The organism is Pseudomonas mucoides, assembly GCF_015461845.1.
Taxonomy (GTDB): domain Bacteria; phylum Pseudomonadota; class Gammaproteobacteria; order Pseudomonadales; family Pseudomonadaceae; genus Aquipseudomonas; species Aquipseudomonas mucoides.
This window is the reverse complement of record NZ_JACOPW010000001.1, coordinates 1,549,834-1,569,769: the sequence shown is the minus strand read 5'-3', so window position 1 is coordinate 1,569,769 and position 19,936 is coordinate 1,549,834. Positions and strand designations below refer to the sequence as shown.

Genomic DNA, 19,936 nt, shown 5'->3' with positions numbered 1-19,936 from the left:
TGGGTTGGGATCAGGCTTTGGCTTTGAACGCTTCCATTTGCCCGAAACCGGTCGGCGAGGTCTTGCTTTCGGTGGTGGCGCAGGTGCCTTTAGGGACGAGTTTCCAGGCGTTAGACTGGAAATCGGTTTTCGAAGTGCCAGCGCAGGTGGTGCCGGCGCCTGCTGCACAATCGTTATGACCTTTCATGGCCACGCCGAAGCATTTTTCCATGTCGTCGGCCGCGTGGGCGGTGGACACGGCGGCCATGCTCAAGGCAGAACCAAGGGCCAGAACCAGGGCTGTGGCGGACAGGGTGCGGGTGGTAGCAGTCATGATGTTTCTCCGGTTTTGAGGTGTCGGTCAGCAACGTTTGTGCTGGCTTACCCCTCTAGAGAAAGGTCGTGGCGATGCGTTACAGCGGTCTCCAAAACTTTTGTAAAAAACTTCAATACACACCACATCCCTGTAGGAGTGAGCCTGCTCGCGATCTCGGTGGTGGAGTCAACACAGGTGTTGAATGTGAAATAGCTATCGCGAGCAGGCTCACTCCTACAGGGGATTTCCTTTGTCCGGAAGGTGTGTGGCAGGCACAAAAAAACGGCCCGAAGGCCGTTTTCTGTTTACCGCGAAGACTCAACCACCCAGATACGCTTCACGCACTTTCGGGTCAGTCAGCAGGGCTTCACCGGTGCCTTGCATCACCACACGGCCGTTCTCCAGAACGTACGCGCGGTCGGCAATCTTCAGCGCCTGGTTGGCGTTCTGCTCGACCAGGAACACGGTCACGCCATCCTTGCGCAGTTGTTCGATGATGTCGAAGATCTGCTGGATGATGATCGGTGCCAGGCCCAACGAAGGTTCGTCGAGCAGCAGCAGCTTGGGCTTGCTCATCAGCGCACGGCCGATGGCGAGCATTTGCTGTTCGCCGCCGGACATGGTGCCGCCGCGCTGGGCGAAACGCTCTTTCAGGCGTGGAAAAAGTCCGAGAACCTTGTCCATCTGTTCCTGATAGTCGCCCTTGTCGGTGAAGAAGCCACCCATGGCGAGGTTTTCTTCCACGGTCAGGCGGGAGAACACCCGACGACCTTCCGGCACCACGGCAATGCTCTTGCGCATGATCTGCGCCGAGGTCTGCCCCACGAGCTCTTCGCCCATGTACTTGATGCTGCCACTGTGGGCCTGCGGCGAACCGCAAAGCGTCATCAGCAGGGTGGATTTGCCCGCGCCGTTGGCGCCGATCAGGGTGACGATTTCGCCCTGGCGGATTTCCACGTTGACGCTGTGCAGGGCCTGGATCTTGCCGTAGAAGGTGGAAACGTTTTCGAATTGCAGCATTTACGCTTCCCCCAGGTAGGCTTTGATCACTTCGGGATTGTCGCGGATCTGTTCCGGCGTGCCGTTGGCCAGGGGCGTGCCCTGGTTGATCACGACGATGTGGTCGGAAATGCTCATGACCAGTTTCATGTCGTGTTCGATCAGCAGCACGGTCACGTTGTGCTCTTCACGCAGCACACTGATCAGCGCCTTGAGGTCTTCGGTTTCCTTCGGGTTCAGACCGGCCGCCGGCTCGTCGAGCATGAGGATCCGCGGGCGGGTCATCATGCAGCGAGCGATTTCCAGGCGACGTTGCTGACCGTAAGCCAGGGTGCCGGCAGGCCGGTTGGCGAAGGCCTTGAGGTTGACCTTCTCCAGCCAGTACTCGGCGAACTCCATGGCCTCGCGTTCGCTTTTGCGAAAGCCCGGGGTCTTGAACAGGCCGGCCAGGAAGTTGGTGTTCAAGTGACGGTGCTGGGCGATCAAGAGGTTCTCGACCGCGGTCATGTCCTTGAACAACCGCACGTTCTGGAAGGTGCGCACCACGCCTTTGAGGGCGATCTTGTGGCCTGGCAGGCCTTCGATCGGCTCGCCGTCCAGCAGGATGCTGCCGCCGCTCGGCTTGTAGAAACCGGTCAGGCAGTTGAACACGGTGGTCTTGCCGGCGCCGTTGGGGCCGATCAATGCCACGACCTGTTTTTCCTTCACGGTCAGGGCGACGCCGTTGACCGCCAGCAAGCCGCCGAAGCGCATGCTCAAATTGTCTACTTTCAGGATCTCGCGGCTCATTTGCGCAGCTCCATGTGAGGACGTTGCATGGGCAGCAGGCCTTGAGGGCGCCAGATCATCATCAGCACCATCAAGGCGCCGAACATCAACATGCGGTATTCACTGAACTCACGCATCATTTCCGGCAACAGAATCATCACCGTGGCCGCCAGTACGACGCCCAGTTGCGAGCCCATGCCGCCCAGCACCACGATGGCGAGGATGGTTGCCGACTCGATGAAGGTGAAGGACTCCGGTGTCACCAGGCCCTGACGCGCGGCAAAGAAGCTGCCGGCGAAACCGGCGAAGCACGCGCCCAGGGTGAACGCTGACAGCTTGATTGCGGTCGGGTTCAGCCCCAGCGCCCGGCAGGCGATTTCGTCTTCACGCAGTGCTTCCCAGGCACGGCCCAGAGGCATGCGCAGCAAGCGGTTGATGACGAACAGGGCGAACAGCGACAACAACACCGCGATCAGGTAAAGGAAGATCACCTTGTTCACCGGGTTGTAGACCAGGCCGAAGTACTCGTGGAAGGTCTGCATTCCCTCCGCGGCCGTTTTATCGAACGTCAGTCCGAACAGCGTTGGCTTGGGAATGTTGCTGATGCCGTTCGGGCCACCGGTGATATCGGTCAGGTTACGCAGGAACAGACGGATGATTTCACCGAAGCCCAGGGTCACGATCGCCAGGTAGTCACCCCGCAAACGCAACACCGGGAAGCCCAGCAGGAAGCCGAACGTGGCCGCCATCAGGCCGGCAATCGGCAGGCAGATCCAGAAGCTCAGGCCGTAGTAATGCGACAGCAGCGCATAACTGTAGGCGCCGACGGCATAGAAACCGACGTAGCCGAGGTCGAGCAGGCCCGCCAGGCCGACCACGATGTTCAGGCCCAGGCCCAGCATCACGTAGATCAGCACCAGAGTGGCGATGTCCACCGCGCCGCGGGAGCCGAAGAACGGCCACACCAGCGCACCGATGATCAGCGCAATGATGATCCAGCGCTGGGTGGTCGGCAGGGTCAGGAAGTTACTGGCCTTGGCCGGCATGCCCGGCATGCTTGGCGAAGATTTCCAGGCCGCGCTGATCGACTTGTCGAACAACACTCGCAGGAACATCAGCATCGAGCAAACGGCGATGATGAGCAGCGTGGTGTTGCTGGTGCCATGGACTTCGAGGTTGATGCCGACGATGGTCAGTTTCAAACCCAGTACCGGGTAGGCGACGGCCCACACCAGCAAGGCGCTGAACAGCGCCTGTCTAAGATTCCTAGTCATACTTTTTCAACCTCCGGACGGCCCAACAGGCCGGTAGGCCGGAACAACAACACCAGAACCAATAGACCGAAAGCCACGACGTCCTTGTACTGGTCGCCGAAGATGTCGGCACCAAAGGCTTCCGCTACCCCCAACACGATCCCGCCGAGCATGGCGCCGGGAATGCTGCCGATACCGCCCAATACCGCAGCGGTGAAGGCCTTGAGGCCGACGAGGAAACCGGCGTTCGGGTTGATCACGCCATACTGCATGCTCAGGAGCACGGCCGCGATGGCCGCCAGTGCAGCACCGATGACGAAGGTCAGGGCGATGATGTTGTTGGTGTTGATACCCAGCAGGTTGGCCATCTTGATGTCTTCGGCACAGGCACGGCAGGCGCGACCCAGGCGAGAGCGGGAGATGAACAGCGTCAAGCCGAGCATGGCGACGAACGTCACCACGAACACCACGATTTGCATGTAGGAAATCAGCACTTCATGTGCGCCACCTGGCCCGATGGTGAAGTTACCAGGGATCAGGTTGGGGATGGATTTGTCCTTGGAGTCTTGCGCCAGCAGAACCGTGTTCTGCAGGAAGATCGACATGCCGATGGCGGAAATCAGCGGAATCAGACGGTTGCTGCCGCGCAAGGGGCGGTAGGCGATCCGTTCGATGCTGTAGCCGTAGGCACTGGTCACGACGATGGTCGCGAGGAAAGCGGCAGTCATCAACAGCGGAACGCTGTCGAGTCCCATCATGGACAGGCCCGCGATGGCGATGAACGCCACGTAGGAACCAATCATGTACACCTCGCCGTGGGCGAAGTTGATCATTCCAATGATGCCGTAAACCATCGTATAGCCGATGGCGATCAGGGCATACGTGCTGCCAATGGTCAGGCCATTAACCAGCTGTTGGAAAAAGTGATAGATGTCAGGCATTACAGCGCTCCTAAAAACCTGATACGCATTTCACTGGTGGAGTCATTTTCCCGCTCGAGCCCCGTGGATCTGCACCCACTTCGAACGCGAGGTTTGCCAGCGAACCGCTGATGACGGTTTTGAGATTTTCAGGTGGGGAGACTGGCGGATCACGCCAGCGCGGCCCAAAACGTTCGTAAAACAAAGCCCACGGCACGCCGTGGGCTTTGTTGGCAGTCAGTCAGGCAAGGCCTTACTGAGGCGAAGCTTCAGTTTTTGGTTTGCCGAAGTGCCACTCGTAAACCACAAATTTGAAGTCTTTCAAGTCGCCCTTGGCGTCGAACTGCAGATCGCCAGTCGGGGTCTTGAAGGTGCCAGCGTGGATAGCAGCAGCCACTTTGGCAGTGTCTTCGCTCTTGGCGGCTTCGATACCACCGGCAATCACTTCAACAGCCGAGTAGGCCGGGAACACGAACGGACCGCTCGGGTCTTCTTTCTTCGCCTTGAACGCGTCAGCCAGGGCAACGTTGGCCGGATCCTGGTCGAAGGATTTCGGCAGGGTCACCAGCAGACCTTCGGAAGCGTCTTTGGCGATCTGCGAAATGGAGTCGTTACCCACGCCTTCCGGACCCATGAACTTGGCTTTCAGGCCTTTTTCCTGGGATTGACGCAGGATCAGACCCAGCTCCGGGTGGTAGCCGCCGTAGTAGACGAAGTCGACGTTGGCTTGCTTGAGCTTGGCGATGATCGAGGAGAAGTCCTTGTCGCCGGCGTTGATGCCTTCGAACACGGCAACCTTGACGTTTTTGCCTTCCAGGGTTTTTTTCACGGCGGTGGCGATGCCTTCACCGTATTGCTGTTTGTCATGCAGAACAGCAACGATTTTCGGTTTGACGTGATCGGCAATGTAGTTACCGGCGGCAGGGCCTTGGGCGCTGTCCAGACCGATGGTACGGAATACCATTTTGTAACCACGAGCGGTGATGTCCGGGCTGGTGGCAGCCGGGGTGATCATGATCACGCCTTCGTCTTCGTAGATGTCCGAAGCCGGTTGAGTGGAGCTGGAGCACAGGTGACCGACCACGAACTTGACGCCGTCGTTGACGACCTTGTTCGCGACCGCTACCGCTTGTTTTGGATCACAGGCGTCATCGTATTCAACGGCTTCGAGTTTCTTGCCGTCTACGCCGCCTTTGGCGTTGATCTGTTCAATGGCCATTTTGGCGCCACTGAACTGCATGTCGCCGTATTGGGCTACAGGACCGGTCTTAGGGCCGGCGATGCCGATCTTGATGGTGTCAGCTGCGAACGAATGGCTGGCAACCCCGGCCAGAACCATAGCGGCAAACAGTTTGGAAATCTGCTTAGTAGCCTTAGTCATAGTGCTCCACTCTTACTGTTGTAGTTTTTATAGTCCTGGCGCCGTAGCAGCAGAACCGGGTCAGATATCTTCGATACCCTCCGGAAAATGCCCCCGACAACTGTACCGGTACAGTGTAGAGCGCCAATTGTTAGCCTGGGAAGCTGGCGCCGGGGGACAAAACCTGAGGGTGTCGCTTTTTTGAAAGAAAAAGACAGAATCACGGCGGGATGTTAGCTGGCTAATTGCTTGATTCAGCGGCATTCCCTGGCTTTCCTGCTCTTTTCGATCGGTGACTCAATTGCATCCGGGTTTTTCTGGCGGACCACCGACGTTATCATTCGCGTCGATTTCTTTTCCGGACAGGACCCATGACTCAAGAACCTAGCACCCTCTATGCCAAGCTGCTTGGTGAAACCGCATCTATTACCTGGAAAGAGTTGGAGCCGTTCTTTGCCAGGGGTGCCCTATTGTGGGTCGATCCCGGGCTGGATTTGATCGCGGCCGCCGAAGCCGTGGCGACTGACGAAGGGGAGAAAGTGGCTGCCTGGCTGGCTGCCGACCAGGTCGCCAAGCTGTCTGAAACGCGGGCGCTGGATCTTTTTGAGCGCGACCCGGCGTTGTGGGCAGTGGTGGTTTCGCCGTGGATTCTGATCCAGGAAAGGGCGACGAGCTGAATCGCTGCGCCTTATTGGTGCGTCGTGCGGGCGAGCAAAAGTGTGTAGGTGAGTAGCGTGATGGCACGTTGCCGTAGAGAAAGGCCACAGGCATGGCCAGCATCACGGTGACGTAAACGTAACGGGAACAGTTTGTCGGGCAGCCTGAGGGCTGCTTAATTGTTTCTGGATGTTGGAAAGACTGACATTTTCAGCGGATTTGAGGGGCTCATCGCGAGCAGGCTCACTCCTAGAGGGGAACGCATTCCACATGTAGGAGTGAGCCTGCTCGCGATGGCGGCAACCTGGTCTGGCGTCAGACCGAGAAAGTCTTGCCAGTATGGTTATTCAGCGAAATAACCTTGGTTTTGCCAATGCGGTGACGGTAGATCTCACGCAGGTACTTGATCGCCTTCTTCACGCAATCACGCGACAGGCGAATGTCGTTGATCGAGACAAACTTGTCCTTGTCGTTGATCAGCTCGCGGTACTTCTTCTCGTACATCGGTTTGATCGCGTACCAGTTGGTATCGAGGATCTTCGCCGGGTTCTCGAATTCGTTGAGCAAGTCGTCGATCCGGTCTTCGTCGAATTCTTCATTAATAATGAAGTCGAGGATCGAGTTGTCCAGCGTCTCGTCGAAGCGGTACGGGTTCTTCGCGAAGCAGCGCTTGATGAACGCGACGATCAACGTCAGGAAGTCGTCCGACAGGCACGGGCTCTTGGCGATCAGGGTGGTCAGCGACAAGTTGGCCGAGGCGCCGATCACCAGCGCGTAGCGCTTGAGCGTCGTGTTCGGGAACAGGCTGTTGAGGTGGGTCTTCAACCGGTTCAAGTCCATGTAGGACAGCTTGTAGTCTTTCGGCAAGGAAACGATCGACACCACCGACGAGCAGTTCTTGAAGAAGTGCAGGTCGTGCAGCGCGGCCGCGTCGTAACCGGAATTCTTGTACTGCTCAAGCGAGGCGCGATAGCGCTTGGATTCGATCGGCAGCAGGCTGATGCCTTCGATCGCCTGGGTCACTTTGTTGAAATGCGGCAGGTCGATGGAGCGGAAGAACAAATCATCGATGTTCAGGCGCTGCGGTTCTTTCTCGAACACCTTGAACTTGTCGCTGCTTGGCGGCGGGGTTTCCGGCACCACGGATTCGGCGTAGGCAATCGCCACCGGGCCGGCCAGGCTCATGAACAGGTCGTTGGCGTCGAGGCGAATGGTTTCGCCGATGTCGATGCCGGCGCGACGGAAATAGTTCTGGTCGTAGTCGGTCGTTACCGCCTGCGCCGTCAGGATGTTGAAGATCTGCTGCGAGATGTACTGGTTGGCGTGTTTTTCCATCGCATTGACGTCAATGTTCTGGATGTTGCCGTCATCGCTTTCTTCGGCATAACGCATGATGTCGTTGGAGATCAGCATCATGGCGTTCCATGGGCGGATACGGCCCATGACGCTGGCTTCGCTGCTGTCTTCGTTGGCGAAGTTGTAGGAGAAATCCCACTCTTCTGACAGGTATTTACACAGCAGGCGACCGGCGTTGATGTGCAGCGCCTCGGACATTTCGCTGCGGTGATCGGAAATGTTCGGCAGCACGCAAATGCCGCTGGTGAAGATCGGCTCGAAGACGAAGGAATGACCGCTCTTGCCGTCATGTTCGTCCATCGGTTTGGTGTCGAACGTCTTGTTCATGTACGAGTGCTGCTGGGCCAGGCCGAACTCCGAGGCCATGCCCGAACCGGTACCGCCGCCGGCACTGAAGATCGAGAAATACAGGCGCGACTGGTTGGCCTTGATCCCGCAGCTGTCGATCAGGTACGAGTGAATCATCTTCCAGTCAGGGCTGGAGAAACGCTGGGTGTCCTTGTTCAGGATGATCTTGGCCAGGTACTGACCGAGGATCGGCGCGTTACCGGCACCACCGGCGTGGACTTCCGACAAGTCCATGATTTTCATTTTGCTGTAGTCGCGCAGGAACCCGCTTTTTTCGCCCTTGCGCGAGAAACGGATGCGGCCGGCGATGTCTTTGTCGAGGTCGCCAAGCATCACCAGCGGTTCTACCAGGAACACCGGTTTGGCGCCCTTGTTGGTGCCCAGGCGCAAGTTGTTACGAATCCATTGGGCCGGGCTGTAGCCCTTTTCCGCAAAGCGTTTGTCCGGCGACAGACGGTCTTCGTTGTTGAATTCGTTGAGGTAGAACTTGCGGGCGTTGTACACCAGCTCCGCGACGTCCAGAGCAATGTTCGAGCCGCAACGACCAAGACCGATCAGGCACACCGACGGGAATTCCTGGTCGTTATGCTGTTCGCTCACGCCTTCCAGGTGGGGCGGGCGCGGGAACACCATGTCGCGCAGGCCGTCGAGGTTATCGAGGATGCGGTCGGTATTGGTTTCAGTGAAATACAGGTATTGCTGAGTGGCCAGCGGGCGCACCGGGGTCAATGGCTTCGACGATGAGGGGCTGTTCGCCGCAGGGCTCAGAGTCAGATCGGAGACCGTGGTGGCCGGGTTATTTTTAGAAGTCATTGGGCGCCATCTACCTGGACTGGTTGGCTGAGCGACATCTGTCGTCAAACCTTCACGGAATGGGATCTCGCGTCTTTTTTATGCGCGTATTTGGCCAAAGTCTCAGGGACTCGCCTGAGCATCAGTGGGTGGAATCCTTTCCTTAGTCATGATGGATCGGCCAATATTCGGCGATCTTTAATCAAAAGGAGGCTAAATGATGTCAACGCTACCTTCGTTGGGGTTCGCCGGTATTGGTCTGATGGGGCTGCCCATGTGCCGGCGCCTGCTGGCTGCGGGCTATCCGTTGACCGTGTGGAACCGTAACCCGGGCAAGTGCGCGCCGTTGGTGGAGGCCGGTGCCCGACAAGTGGCAACCCCCGCCGAACTGTGCCAGCACGCCGACATCATCCTGCTGTGCCTGGCGGACACCGCGGTGGTGCGTGAGGTGGTGTTTGGTCCGGTCGGGGTGGCCTCGGGGGCAAAAAGCGCTCAGTTGCTGGTGGATTTTTCCAGCCTGGAACCCAGCGCTACACGAGAAATGGCCAAACAGCTGCTCGACAGCACCGGAATGAGTTGGCTGGATGCGCCGGTGTCCGGTGGTGTGGTCGGCGCCGAGGCCGGCAGCCTGGCGATCATGGTGGGTGGCGAAGCGGTGGATCTGCAGCGAGTACGTCCGCTATTGCTGACTCTGGGCCAGCGTGTCACCCACATGGGCGGCGTCGGGGCCGGGCAGGTGACCAAGGCGTGCAATCAGATGATCGTGGCGTGCAATGCGCTGGTGATCGCCGAAGTGGTGGCGTTGGCCGAGTCTTCCGGGGTTGACGCCCGGTTGATCGCCGAGGCACTGGCCGGTGGTTTTGCCGATTCAAAACCGTTGCAGATCCTCGCCCCGCAAATGGCCGAGAGCCAATTTGAACCGGTGAAATGGCATGTGCGCACGCTGCTCAAAGATCTCGACACCGCCGTGAAGTTTTCCCGCGAACAGGGTTCGGCGACCCCCCTCAGCGGATTGGCTGCGCAACTGATGCGCCTGCATGGGAGCCAGGGATTCCTGGAAAAAGATCCATCGACGTTAGTGCAGATGTACCGCGAGCCTGGCTCAGAGGTGTGACGTTGAACGAATGCTTGCGCTGGTTGATTTCGTTCAACACCGGACGCAACTCAGCCAGTGGCACCGGGCGACTGAGCAGGTAGCCCTGAACGAAATCGCAGCCCAGGCGTTCGAGAAAATCGTACTGCTCGAAGGTTTCGACTCCTTCGGTGACCACCTGCAAATGCAAGCTGTGGGCCATGACGATGATGGCCTGGACGATTTCCATGTCCTGTGTGGCTTTGGGAATGTCCTGGATAAACGAGCGGTCGATCTTCAGCGTGTTCAGCGGAAGGCGCTTGAGGTAGGCCAGGGACGAGTACCCGGTGCCGAAGTCATCGATCGACAAGGAGACCCCGAGGGCACGAATCTGCCGTAGCAGCACCAGCGTGTTGGCGAGGTTGCCCATCAGCGCATTTTCGGTGACTTCCAGCTCCAGCCGTTGCGGCGCGACCCCGGAGGCGTGCAGCGCGAGTTCGATTTCGTCGGCCAGCTCTTCACGCGCAAGGTTCAGCGGTGAGCAATTGACCGCGATCTTCAGTTCCTCGCAACCGTGCCGGGACAATTCACCCAGGTCTTCGCAGGCTTTGCGCAGCACCCAGTTGTCGAGCTCATGGATCAGGCCATTGGCCTCGGCAATGGCAATAAACCGATCAGGCGCCAGCAAGCCATGAACCGGGTGTTGCCAGCGAACCAGTGCTTCGAGCTTACTGACCTGGCCGGTTTTCAGGTCGAAGATCGGCTGGTAATACAGCATCAATTCATTGTCTTTACGCAGGGCGTGCCGCAGTTCTTCTTCGAGTTGCAGCTCCATCGTGGCGCGGGTCTTGAGGTTGGAGCTGAAAAAATTCAGGCCGTTGCGACCTGCGTCCTTGGACTGGTACAGCGCCAGGTCGGCGTTTTTCAACAGTTCTTCACAGGTCTTGCCGTCTTGCGGGAACAGGCTGATGCCGATGCTGGTGGTCATGACCATGTTGCGGCCGGAGAGCTCGATGGGCTCCTTCATTTTCAGCATGATGCGCTGGGCCATGTGCTGCGCTTCTTCGGGATCATTGAGGCCGATGAGGATGCAGAACTCGTCCCCGCCAAATCGGGCCACGACATCTTTGTGGCTGCGCACCGAGCTTTTGATATGGCCGGCCAGCACTTTGAGCAATTCATCGCCAGCGTCATGGCCAAGGCTGTCGTTGATGCGCTTGAAGTGGTCGATGTCGAGGAACATCACCGCCAGCATGCCCCCTTCGTTGGTCTTCTCGATCAGTTTCTCGGCGAATATCTGATTGAAGCCACGACGGTTGATCAGGTTGGTCAAGGCGTCGTAATGCGCCACTTGCTGCAGCGACAGGCGCGCCTGATCCAGTTGGCTGAGCAGCGAGTTGACCCGCTGCAGATCACGCTCCTTGTGTTGCAGTTTTTTGTCCGCCAGTGCCGCGCTGATGCTGCTGCCGATGATCAGCAGCGTAATGACCGCCACCGTCAGCGCCAGTTGCAGGTGGCTGTGTTCGCTGACCGGCGCCAGGACGCTACTGCTGGGTATCACCAGATCGAAGGCGGCCATCCCGGTGAAATACATGCTCAGGATGCCGGCCCCGAGGAGGAGGCTGGCGCTGTATTTGAGCAGTTGGTGAAACATCCCGGTGCCGTCACGCAAATAGCGCGACAGCAGCAGTGCCGCGAGGCTGGCGCCAATCGCGATGGCGATGGACAAGGCAAACAACGCCGGCTGGTAGTAGACCGTGGCACTCGATTGCATCGACGCCATGCCCACGTAATGCATGGCGGTAATCCCCAGACCGACCCACACCGAGGCCTTGAGGCAATGCCGGACATTCAGGTCGGGGAAGCTGAGGGTGTGCATCACCAGCCAGGCCGCGCACAGGGCGATTGCCAGTGAAATCAGGGTGACGGGGAGTTGGTAGTGAATGTCGACAGGTGCCTGGAACGCGAGCATGCCGATAAAGTGCATGGCCCAGATTCCGCCTGCCAGGCACCCACTGCCGACCCAGCGCCAAAGCCTTTGCGAAGCCGGACTTTCCGCATGCGCCACACGCTCTGCCATATCCAGCGTGGCAAAGCAGCCAGCACACGCCACGACATAAGCCAGCAGCACCAGAAAAGGGTCATGCGTGCAATTGAGTATGAATTGCCCGCTCGCTGTCAGCTCGGTAATGAAATGCAGACCAAGCCACTCCATAGCACGCCCCGTCGTTGTCATCCCGGCCGGCGCAATGAACGCCAGCGAATGTCATCGAGTATAGAGGCCGTGTCTGGAGTGCAAGGGATGATGTCAAAATGGTTCCATATGATTTTGGCATCATGGTAATCGCGTTTGGTGCTAAGCCTCAGGCGCTTTGTTCAAAGGGGATTTCGTACGCCGGTTGCAGGGCTGGAAGGCCGAATGCTGCCCGGGCCGCGTCGCAATCCACGTTCGCTTCGCCATTTTCCCAAGACGCCTCAAATTCCCGGCAGGTGCTGGAACGCTCGTTGTAAATCGAGCATTTGACCTCGCTGCCGACGGTCCCCTCCAGGCTGATGCAGCGGGTGGGTTTGCAGTCGGTGCCGAGCATCGCCACGCGACTGGGACTGATCGACGCGACCAGCTCATCCGGCACCGTTCCCCCGGACGAGGCGCATTCGCCCCAGAAAAAAGACACACGGAAATGGGAACAGCAGGCACCGCAATTCAGACACGGACTGACTTCGGACATGGTCGATGATCTACGCAGGAGGGGGTACGCAGGGGAGCGGACAGGGGCGCTATTCTAGGCTTCGCAACGGGCTTTGGAAGGGGGTATGAAAGGTATTTTTCAGCGACGGACGGTACCGTGAAAATAGCGGCCGGATCCCCGTGAATCCTGGGCCTGGCGGTCAGCGCGCCTGCGTGAATCCATGGCCTGATATCAGCCTTGTCAATAATGACAGACAGCGTGGGTGGGCCTGTCTAGATTGGCGGTTCCGGGGACAGTGAGGCCCCAATAACAATAAAAGAGACGGACCCATGCAGAACTCGACCCAAGCGGCGAATGCCTGGCGCATTCTGTTCCTGTTGTTCCTGGCCAACCTGTTCAACTTCTTCGATCGCACCATTCCCGCCATCATCATCGAACCGATCCGCATGGAGTGGCACCTCAGCGACTTTCAGTTGGGGATCGTCGGCACCGCTTTCACCCTGGTTTACGCGATTGCCGGCCTGCCGTTGGGGCGGATGGCCGATACCGGGTCACGCCGCAAGCTGATGGGTTGGGGCCTGGCGGTCTGGAGCGGGCTGACCGCGGTCAACGGACTGGTGGGCAGCTTCTGGAGTTTCCTGATCGTGCGCATGGGCATCGGCATCGGTGAAGCCAGTTACGCACCGGCTGCCAACTCATTGATCGGTGACCTGTTCCCGGCGCACCGCCGGGCGCGGGCGATGGGCATTTTCATGCTGGGTCTGCCGCTGGGGTTGTTGCTGGCGTTCTTTACCATCGGCGCGATGGTCAAGGCGTTCGACAGCTGGCGCGCGCCGTTCTTTATCGCGGCCGTGCCGGGGCTGATCCTGGCGATCTTCATGTTCTTCATTAAAGAGCCAAAGCGCGGCGCAGCAGAAACCGTGCAGGTGTCGCAGGAGCGCGTCGACCGGCCGATCCGCCGGGTGCTGGCGGTGCCGACGTTCCTGTGGCTGGTGATGGCGGGACTGTGCTTCAACTTCGCGACCTACGCCTGCAATTCATTCCTGGTGCCGATGCTGCAGCGCTATTTCCTGATGCCGTTGCAGGAAGCCGCAGTGGCCACGGGGGTGATCGTCGGCGTGACCGGTTTGTTCGGCCTGACGCTCGGCGGCTGGGTCGCTGACAAGATTCACCAGCGAGTGGCCAACGGGCGGCTGTTGTTTGCCGCGTTCAGTTTGATTATTTCGACCGTGTGTACGGGGTGGGCATTGCACGCCGGGCGCATCGAGATCGGCGTGTTCGTGGCGGTCTTCAGTGTGGGCTGGTTGTTTGCCTACAACTTCTACACCTGCGTCTACACCGCGATTCAGGACGTGGTCGAGCCACGATTGCGGGCCACGGCGATGGCACTGTTCTTTGCCGGGTTGTATTTGCTGGGCGGTGGATTGGGGCCGGTGGTAGTGGGCGGTTTGTCCGATCACTTTGCGCACACGGCGATGCTGGCGGCCGGTACCGAGCAGATGACCGAGGCGTTCAAGGCCGTCGGTTTGCATGACGCGATGTACCTGATTCCGGTGGCGTTGTTCTTCACCATGGTCTTTTTGTTTATGGCTTCGCGGTGTTTTGTGCGGGATGCGAAACGGATGAAGGCAGGGTTGGGGGCGGTGGTTGAGCCTGGGGTTTCTGTGGCGACTGCATAAATGATCGTTCCCACGCGAGCGTGGGAACGATCAGCAGACAAAAAAAGGCCCGCATCACTGCGGGCCTTTTTTATTTAGCCGGGTAGAGCAGGGGACTTAACCCGCCACCAACACCCGAATCGCTTCCAGTCGCAACGCAGCCTTTTCAAGCATGGCCAACCCTTGCTCGCGCTGTTTGCGCAGGGCAATCAGTTCGCTGTCGCGCACGGTCGGGTTCACGGCTTGCAACGCGGTCAGGCGCGCCAGTTCTTCATCGGTATCCGCCGCCAGGCGACGCTGCGCCTCGGCCACACGCTCGGCGTGACGCGGCAGAATCTTCTCTTCGCCAGCATTGATCCGTGGCGTCAGCTGATCGCGCTGGGCCTGGATGAATTTGTTGGCGCTGGCACGCGGTACGCTTTCCAGCTGATCGTTCAAGGTCTCGAACGACACACGGGCCGACAGGTCGTTGCCGTTGGCATCGAGCAGGCAGCGCAGCGCGGCCGGCGGCAGGTAACGGCCCAGTTGCAGCGAGCGCGGGGCAACCACTTCGCTGACGTAGAGCAGTTCCAGCAACACGGTGCCAGGCTTGAGCGCCTTGTTCTTGATCAGCGCGACGGCGGTATTGCCCATCGAGCCGGACAGGACCAGGTCCATGCCGCCCTGCACCATCGGGTGTTCCCAGGTGATGAACTGCATGTCTTCGCGAGACAGCGCCTGGTTGCGGTCGTAAGTGATGGTCACGCCTTCGTCGTCGCCCAGCGGGAAGCTGGCGTCGAGCATTTTTTCGCTCGGCTTGAGGATCAGGGCGTTTTCCGAATGGTCTTCGCTGTCGATGCCGAAGGCGTCGAACAGGGTTTCCATGTAGATCGGCAGGGTGAACTGATCGTCCTGCTCAAGAATGTCTTCGACCAGCGCATCGCCTTCGCCCGCGCCGCCGGAGTTGAGCTCCAGCAAGCGGTCACGGCCGGTGTGCAAGTCGGCTTCCAGACGCTCACGCTCGGTGCGGGCTTCGTCGATCAGCGCTTGCCACTCGCCGTCGTCGGCCTCTTCCAGCAGCGGCAGCAGGCGCGGGCCGAACTGATGCTGCAAGGCGTTGCCGGTCGGGCACGTATTGAGGAATGCGTTCAGCGCTTCGTGGTACCACTGGAACAGACGCTCTTGCGGGCTGGTTTCCAGGTACGGCACGTGCAGCTCGATGATGTGCTTCTGGCCGATCCGGTCCAGACGCCCGATACGCTGCTCCAGCAGGTCCGGGTGTGCCGGCAGATCGAACAGCACCAGGTGGTGCGAGAACTGGAAGTTGCGACCTTCACTGCCGATTTCCGAGCAAATCAGCACTTGTGCACCGAACTCTTCGTCGGCGAAGTAGGCGGCGGCGCGGTCACGCTCGAGAATGTTCATGCCTTCGTGGAACACCGTGGCCGGGATGCCGGAACGCACGCGCAGGGCGTCTTCCAGGTCCATGGCGGTTTCGGCGTGGGCGCAGATCACTAGCACTTTGGTGCGCTTGAGCATCTTCAGGGTGTCGATCAGCCACTCGACGCGCGGGTCGAATTTCCACCAGCGTTCTTCTTCGTTGGCGTCTGGCTGGGCCTGGAAGCTGACTTCCGGGTACAGCTCGGCGTGATCGCCCAGCGGCAGTTCGAGGTATTCATCCGGGCACGGCAGCGGGTACGGGTGCAGTTTACGCTCCGGGAAACCCTGAACGGCGGCGCGGGTGTTTCGGAACAGCACGCGGCCGGTGCCATGGCGATCCAGCAGTTCACGCACGAGGCGCGCGCTGGCTTCGGTGTCGCCATCGTTCACGGCAGTCAGCAGGGCTTCGCCTTCGTTGCCGAGGAAACCGTGAATGGTCTTGTGCGCTTCAGGCGACAGGCGCCCTTTGTCCAGCAGCTCCTGAACGGCTTCGGCCACCGGGCGATAGTTTTCGCTCTCGGCGCGGAAGGCAGCCAGGTCATGGAAACGGTTCGGGTCGAGCAGGCGCAGACGGGCGAAGTGGCTGTCCTGGCCCAGTTGTTCCGGGGTCGCGGTCAGCAGCAGCACGCCGGGAATGGTCTCGGCGAGTTGTTCGACCAAGGTGTATTCCGCGCTGGCCTTGTCTTCATGCCACACCAGGTGGTGGGCTTCGTCGACGACCATCAAGTCCCAACCGGCGGCAAACAGTGCGTCCTGGGCCTTTTCGTCTTCGACCAGCCACTCCAGTGCAACCAGTGCGAGCTGGGTGTCTTCGAAGGGGTTGGTGGCATCGCTTTCGATGAAGCGTTCTTCGTCGAACAATGCGACTTGCAGGTTGAAGCGGCGGCGCATCTCGACCAGCCACTGGTGCTGCAGGTTCTCGGGAACCAGGATCAGCACACGGTTGGCGCGGCCCGAGAGCAGTTGGCGATGGATCACCAGACCGGCTTCGATGGTTTTACCCAGGCCTACTTCGTCCGCCAGCAGAACGCGCGGCGCAATGCGGTCGGCGACTTCGCGGGCGATGTGCAACTGGTGCGCGATCGGTTGTGCGCGCACGCCACCGAGGCCCCACAGCGCGGACTGCAATTGGCGGCTGGTATGTTCCAGGGTGTTGTAACGCAGGGAAAACCAGGCCAGCGGGTCGATCTGCCCGGCGAACAGACGGTCGCTGGCCAGACGGAACTGAATGAAGTTCGACAGCTGGGTTTCCGGCAGCGTGACGCTTTCGTTCTGCGCGTTGAGACCGTGGTAGACCAGCAGGCCATCGACGTCGTCGACTTCCTGGACCGTCAGCTTCCAGCCTTCGAAGTGAGTGATCGAGTCACCGGGCGAAAACCGCACGCGGGTGAGGGGCGCATTCCGTAGCGCGTACTGGCGAGTCTCGCCAGTGGCCGGGTAGAGCACGGTCAACAAGCGGCCGTCCTGTGCCAGAACGGTGCCTAAACCCAGCTCGGCTTCGCTGTCACTGATCCAGCGTTGCCCCGGTTGATACTGCTGCGCCATGCTGCCTGACTCCCACCTTGAAAAAGCGGGCTATCTTAACGGAAGGAGGCCCTCAGGGCCAAAGGACTCTCATAAAAACTCGCAGTCTTACGTTAGCCCAATGAAGTCGTGCTTGCCGGTCAGGGCACTGATGAGTGCCAAACGGGTCACAGTTTGCGACCGATGGCTCAAGTCGCCATCCCCGCAGCCGACAGCCTGCTGACAGGAGACTAAAAATTATGCTGCTACCGATGCTCCCCTTGAGTGCCGTGCCAATCACCTCACAGCACGACCCGATCCGTCAGCGCCCGGATATTCCGCCAGTGGTGCCGGTGCAGGAAAGCTCGAACGAAAGCACGATCGACCTGCAGCAGCGCGATCCCGAGGAAGCGGCTTTTCAACTGCGCGAGGAACAACGCCGCAAGCTGGAGCGCGAGCGTCGCCGCCGCGAGGCCGATGAAGACCCCGAGGAGCACCTGGCCATTCCCGGTGACGAACTGAATGCCGACAACACCGTGCCGGTGGCCCCGTTGATGGAGGATCAGCCGCGTCAGGGCTTGTGGGTCGATATTCAGATTTGAGTTGTGGCGGGTCAGACCGCATTATTGCGATATACCCGTCAAACGATGCACTGAGCACCATGAGCCAAGACGATAAGCTGATTGATCTCAACTCTGAACGCGCCAAGCGGGTTCACGACCTTAATGAAAAACGTCTGAATGAAGTTCGACAGGCGTTTGAGCAGGCAATGCCTTTGGGCAAAGCCAAGAAAAAACCGAAGAACAAACCGAAAAAGCGTTGAAACCCCCTGCATCTGTTGATGCAGGTCAGTTATTACCCCGCCTTTACGCCCGGTCTCGGGCGACATTGATCCAGGTCAATTTTTTCTTCTGCCTGTTTGGTTAACTTAGCCCTATCGCAACAGGGCAAGCCCAGGAGGCCAGTCATGTTTTTCGACAACGTGGTGATCGCCGGAGTGCTGACTGTCAGCCTCATGGTCATGTTTTTCGCAGGGTTTGGATTTTTTATCTGGAAGGATTCGCACAAGCGTAAACCGTAGTTCTTTCCGGATGTAATGAGCACGCAAGGCATTTTGGGCAACTTCGGTTGCCCTTTTTTTTGCCTGCAATTTAGACCTGGCAATACAAAACCCTTGTAGGAGTGATCTCCCCCTGAATTAGAAATTGCGCCCACAAAAAGCCCGACTCAATGGTCGGGCTTTTTCATTGCTCGGCGATGTATCAGCTACCCAGTGCCTTCGACGCCAGCCAGAACAGGCCGGCCGACAGGCCCACCGTCGCAGGCAGGGTCAGGACCCAGGCCAGCAGGATGGTTTTCACCGTGCCACCTTGCAGGCCGCTTTTGTTCGCGACCATGGTGCCGGCCACGCCCGAGGACAGCACGTGGGTGGTGGAGACCGGCAGGCTGAAGATGTTCGCCAGGCCGATCATGCACGCGGTGGTGATCTGCGCCGACATGCCTTGGGCGTAGGTCATGCCTTGCTTGCCGATCTTCTCGCCGATGGTCAGTACCACGCGTTTCCAGCCCACCATGGTGCCCAGGCCCAGTGCCAGGGCCACCGCCAGAATCACCCAGAACGGCGCGTATTCGGTGGTGGTGGTCAGGTCTTTGCGCAGTTTGTCCAGGTCGGCCTTTTCACGGGCATTGAGGCCAGGCAACTTGCCGACTTTCTTCGCCGTGTCATCCAGGCAGAGCAGGTAGCGACGCACTTCGATGCGGCTGTCCGACGACAACGAGTGGTAGTCCGACACACCTTTAAGGGTGCCGAGCAGGGCGGTAATGGTCGGTTCGGTCTGTTGCGGGTTGCAACGGAATTTCTCCGGCAGATCACCTTCTATGCTTTTGCCCAGCGCCAGGTATTCACCCAGGGTGTCGGCATTGCGCTTATAGAACTGGCTCAGGTGCAGGGTCGCATCGCGGGTCCGTTCGATCTGGTACGTCGTGCTGCCCAGGTCGAGTACGAACTGCGCCGGCACGATACCGATCAGCACGAGCATGATCAGGCCGATACCTTTCTGACCATCGTTGGAGCCGTGCACGAAGCTCACGGCCATGGCCGAGATCACCAGGACCAGACGGTTCCAGAACGGTGGGTGCTTCTTGTCATCGAGCTTGCGGCGCTGGTCCGGTGTCTTGTGCATCTTCGACAGTGGACGCCACCATTTAAGGCCGATCAACACCAGTGCCGCGACGAGGAAGCCGGCCATTGGCGAGAACACCAGGGAGGCACCGATGTCGATCGCCTTCTGCCAGTTCACGCCATCGGCCAACGGAATATCGTTGATCAACGCGTTGGCCAGGCCGACACCGAGGATCGAACCGATCAGGGTGTGGGAGCTGGAGGCCGGGATACCGAAGTACCAGGTGCCCAGGTTCCAGGTGATGGCGGCAGCAAGCAGCGAGAACACCATGGCCAGTCCGTGACCGGTGTTCACATTGATCAGCAGTTCTACCGGCAGCAGGTGGACGATGGCATACGCCACGCCAACACCGCCCAGCAGCACGCCGAGGAAGTTGAACACCCCGGAAAAGAACACCGCCAGATGGGGCGGCATGGCTTTGGTGTAGATAACAGTGGCCACCGCGTTTGCGGTGTCATGAAAGCCGTTGATGAACTCGAAGGCGAGGACAAAGGCCAGGGCGAGCAAGAGGCTCACAAGCACCCAAGCATCCAGTCCGCTGAATAAATCGATCATGAAGGTTTTCTGACCCGGTCGTAAGGGGGCGCGATTATGCCAGAAAAGACTGCTAATCAATGCACTTGCTGCTCATCGGTAACATTCTTCAACGAAATAATTGGCGAG

Annotated in this window: 17 protein-coding genes; 6 read left to right on the top strand and 11 right to left on the bottom strand. The window is 59.1% G+C overall.

Annotated elements, in window-relative coordinates; genetic code table 11:
• Positions 1-10: 10 nt before the first annotated feature.
• From H8F22_RS07375 to H8F22_RS07350, 6 genes are all read right to left on the bottom strand, one after another.
• Positions 11-313: a BufA1 family periplasmic bufferin-type metallophore gene (locus tag H8F22_RS07375; RefSeq protein ID WP_194939903.1), complete on the bottom strand. Its 303-nt coding sequence runs from the start codon at positions 311-313 to the stop codon at positions 11-13.
• A 300-nt stretch (positions 314-613) separates the two neighbouring features.
• Positions 614-1,315: an ABC transporter ATP-binding protein gene (locus H8F22_RS07370; protein WP_027925631.1), complete on the bottom strand. Its 702-nt coding sequence runs from the start codon at positions 1,313-1,315 to the stop codon at positions 614-616.
• Positions 1,316-2,083, bottom strand: a complete 768-nt coding sequence (gene livG / locus H8F22_RS07365; RefSeq protein WP_027925630.1) for a high-affinity branched-chain amino acid ABC transporter ATP-binding protein LivG — start codon at positions 2,081-2,083, stop codon at positions 1,316-1,318.
• The gene (locus H8F22_RS07360) at positions 2,080-3,336 is read right to left on the bottom strand and encodes a high-affinity branched-chain amino acid ABC transporter permease LivM (RefSeq protein ID WP_194939902.1); all 1,257 of its coding nucleotides are present in this window, start codon (positions 3,334-3,336) and stop codon (positions 2,080-2,082) included. The genes livG and H8F22_RS07360 overlap by 4 nt, the downstream gene beginning before the upstream one ends.
• Complete coding sequence (livH, locus tag H8F22_RS07355; RefSeq protein WP_027925628.1) at positions 3,333-4,256, bottom strand: high-affinity branched-chain amino acid ABC transporter permease LivH; 924 nt, start codon at positions 4,254-4,256, stop codon at positions 3,333-3,335. The genes H8F22_RS07360 and livH overlap by 4 nt, the downstream gene beginning before the upstream one ends.
• Before the next feature lie 232 nt (positions 4,257-4,488).
• Positions 4,489-5,616 carry a branched-chain amino acid ABC transporter substrate-binding protein gene (locus tag H8F22_RS07350; RefSeq protein WP_027925627.1) on the bottom strand — a complete coding sequence of 376 codons (1,128 nt, stop codon included), beginning with the start codon at positions 5,614-5,616 and terminating at the stop codon, positions 4,489-4,491.
• A 350-nt stretch (positions 5,617-5,966) separates the two neighbouring features.
• Between H8F22_RS07350 and H8F22_RS07345 the strand changes: the two genes are divergently transcribed.
• Complete coding sequence (locus H8F22_RS07345; RefSeq protein ID WP_027925626.1) at positions 5,967-6,272, top strand: DUF2288 domain-containing protein; 306 nt, start codon at positions 5,967-5,969, stop codon at positions 6,270-6,272.
• A gap of 295 nt (positions 6,273-6,567) precedes the next feature.
• Here the strand turns inward: H8F22_RS07345 and H8F22_RS07340 are convergent, their stop codons facing one another.
• The gene (locus tag H8F22_RS07340; protein WP_194939901.1) at positions 6,568-8,769 is read right to left on the bottom strand and encodes a hypothetical protein; all 2,202 of its coding nucleotides are present in this window, start codon (positions 8,767-8,769) and stop codon (positions 6,568-6,570) included.
• Between the two features lie 196 nt (positions 8,770-8,965).
• Here H8F22_RS07340 and H8F22_RS07335 point away from each other — a divergent pair, with 196 nt between their 5' ends.
• On the top strand, positions 8,966-9,862 hold the full coding sequence (locus H8F22_RS07335) for an NAD(P)-dependent oxidoreductase (RefSeq protein WP_081744011.1): 897 nt from the start codon (positions 8,966-8,968) through the stop codon (positions 9,860-9,862).
• Here the strand turns inward: H8F22_RS07335 and H8F22_RS07330 are convergent.
• Both H8F22_RS07330 and H8F22_RS07325 read right to left on the bottom strand, forming a co-directional pair.
• Complete coding sequence (locus H8F22_RS07330; RefSeq protein WP_194939900.1) at positions 9,753-12,035, bottom strand: putative bifunctional diguanylate cyclase/phosphodiesterase; 2,283 nt, start codon at positions 12,033-12,035, stop codon at positions 9,753-9,755. The genes H8F22_RS07335 and H8F22_RS07330 overlap by 110 nt on opposite strands.
• 148 nt (positions 12,036-12,183) lie before the next feature.
• Positions 12,184-12,549, bottom strand: a complete 366-nt coding sequence (locus tag H8F22_RS07325) for a YkgJ family cysteine cluster protein (protein ID WP_027925623.1) — start codon at positions 12,547-12,549, stop codon at positions 12,184-12,186.
• 290 nt (positions 12,550-12,839) lie between these two features.
• On the opposite strand from H8F22_RS07325, the gene H8F22_RS07320 reads away from it, so the two are divergent.
• Positions 12,840-14,189, top strand: coding sequence for a spinster family MFS transporter (locus H8F22_RS07320; RefSeq protein WP_194939899.1), 1,350 nt, complete (start codon positions 12,840-12,842; stop codon positions 14,187-14,189).
• Between the two features lie 96 nt (positions 14,190-14,285).
• Here the strand turns inward: H8F22_RS07320 and rapA are convergent, their stop codons facing one another.
• Entirely contained in the window at positions 14,286-17,132 is a 2,847-nt protein-coding gene (gene rapA / locus H8F22_RS07315; RefSeq protein ID WP_027925621.1) for an RNA polymerase-associated protein RapA, read from the bottom strand.
• A 218-nt stretch (positions 17,133-17,350) separates the two neighbouring features.
• On the opposite strand from rapA, the gene H8F22_RS07310 reads away from it, so the two are divergent.
• The 3 genes from H8F22_RS07310 (at position 17,351) to ccoM (ending at position 18,171) form a co-directional block, all read left to right on the top strand.
• The gene (locus H8F22_RS07310) at positions 17,351-17,692 is read left to right on the top strand and encodes a hypothetical protein (RefSeq protein ID WP_027925620.1); all 342 of its coding nucleotides are present in this window, start codon (positions 17,351-17,353) and stop codon (positions 17,690-17,692) included.
• A gap of 59 nt (positions 17,693-17,751) precedes the next feature.
• Positions 17,752-17,913 (top strand): hypothetical protein, encoded by a 162-nt coding sequence (locus tag H8F22_RS07305; protein WP_007935839.1) that lies wholly within the window; start codon positions 17,752-17,754, stop codon positions 17,911-17,913.
• Between the two features lie 144 nt (positions 17,914-18,057).
• Positions 18,058-18,171, top strand: coding sequence for a cytochrome c oxidase subunit CcoM (ccoM, locus tag H8F22_RS32955; protein ID WP_027925619.1), 114 nt, complete (start codon positions 18,058-18,060; stop codon positions 18,169-18,171).
• A 181-nt stretch (positions 18,172-18,352) separates the two neighbouring features.
• Here ccoM and H8F22_RS07300 read toward each other — a convergent pair whose 3' ends face one another.
• Positions 18,353-19,828: an inorganic phosphate transporter gene (locus H8F22_RS07300; RefSeq protein WP_027925618.1), complete on the bottom strand. Its 1,476-nt coding sequence runs from the start codon at positions 19,826-19,828 to the stop codon at positions 18,353-18,355.
• Between the last annotated feature and the right edge of the window lie 108 nt (positions 19,829-19,936).

Bases quoted from the DNA above. Each gene is read 5' to 3' on its own strand.
- H8F22_RS07375 (WP_194939903.1), bottom strand. From the start codon at position 313: ATGACTGCTACCACCCGCACCCTGTCCGCCACAGCCCTGGTTCTGGCC.
- H8F22_RS07370 (WP_027925631.1), bottom strand. From the start codon at position 1,315: ATGCTGCAATTCGAAAACGTTTCCACCTTCTACGGCAAGATCCAGGCC.
- livG (WP_027925630.1), bottom strand. From the start codon at position 2,083: ATGAGCCGCGAGATCCTGAAAGTAGACAATTTGAGCATGCGCTTCGGC.
- H8F22_RS07360 (WP_194939902.1), bottom strand. From the start codon at position 3,336: ATGACTAGGAATCTTAGACAGGCGCTGTTCAGCGCCTTGCTGGTGTGG.
- livH (WP_027925628.1), bottom strand. From the start codon at position 4,256: ATGCCTGACATCTATCACTTTTTCCAACAGCTGGTTAATGGCCTGACC.
- H8F22_RS07350 (WP_027925627.1), bottom strand. From the start codon at position 5,616: ATGACTAAGGCTACTAAGCAGATTTCCAAACTGTTTGCCGCTATGGTT.
- H8F22_RS07345 (WP_027925626.1), top strand. From the start codon at position 5,967: ATGACTCAAGAACCTAGCACCCTCTATGCCAAGCTGCTTGGTGAAACC.
- H8F22_RS07340 (WP_194939901.1), bottom strand. From the start codon at position 8,769: ATGACTTCTAAAAATAACCCGGCCACCACGGTCTCCGATCTGACTCTG.
- H8F22_RS07335 (WP_081744011.1), top strand. From the start codon at position 8,966: ATGATGTCAACGCTACCTTCGTTGGGGTTCGCCGGTATTGGTCTGATG.
- H8F22_RS07330 (WP_194939900.1), bottom strand. From the start codon at position 12,035: ATGGAGTGGCTTGGTCTGCATTTCATTACCGAGCTGACAGCGAGCGGG.
- H8F22_RS07325 (WP_027925623.1), bottom strand. From the start codon at position 12,549: ATGTCCGAAGTCAGTCCGTGTCTGAATTGCGGTGCCTGCTGTTCCCAT.
- H8F22_RS07320 (WP_194939899.1), top strand. From the start codon at position 12,840: ATGCAGAACTCGACCCAAGCGGCGAATGCCTGGCGCATTCTGTTCCTG.
- rapA (WP_027925621.1), bottom strand. From the start codon at position 17,132: ATGGCGCAGCAGTATCAACCGGGGCAACGCTGGATCAGTGACAGCGAA.
- H8F22_RS07310 (WP_027925620.1), top strand. From the start codon at position 17,351: ATGCTGCTACCGATGCTCCCCTTGAGTGCCGTGCCAATCACCTCACAG.
- H8F22_RS07305 (WP_007935839.1), top strand. From the start codon at position 17,752: ATGAGCCAAGACGATAAGCTGATTGATCTCAACTCTGAACGCGCCAAG.
- ccoM (WP_027925619.1), top strand. From the start codon at position 18,058: ATGTTTTTCGACAACGTGGTGATCGCCGGAGTGCTGACTGTCAGCCTC.
- H8F22_RS07300 (WP_027925618.1), bottom strand. From the start codon at position 19,828: ATGATCGATTTATTCAGCGGACTGGATGCTTGGGTGCTTGTGAGCCTC.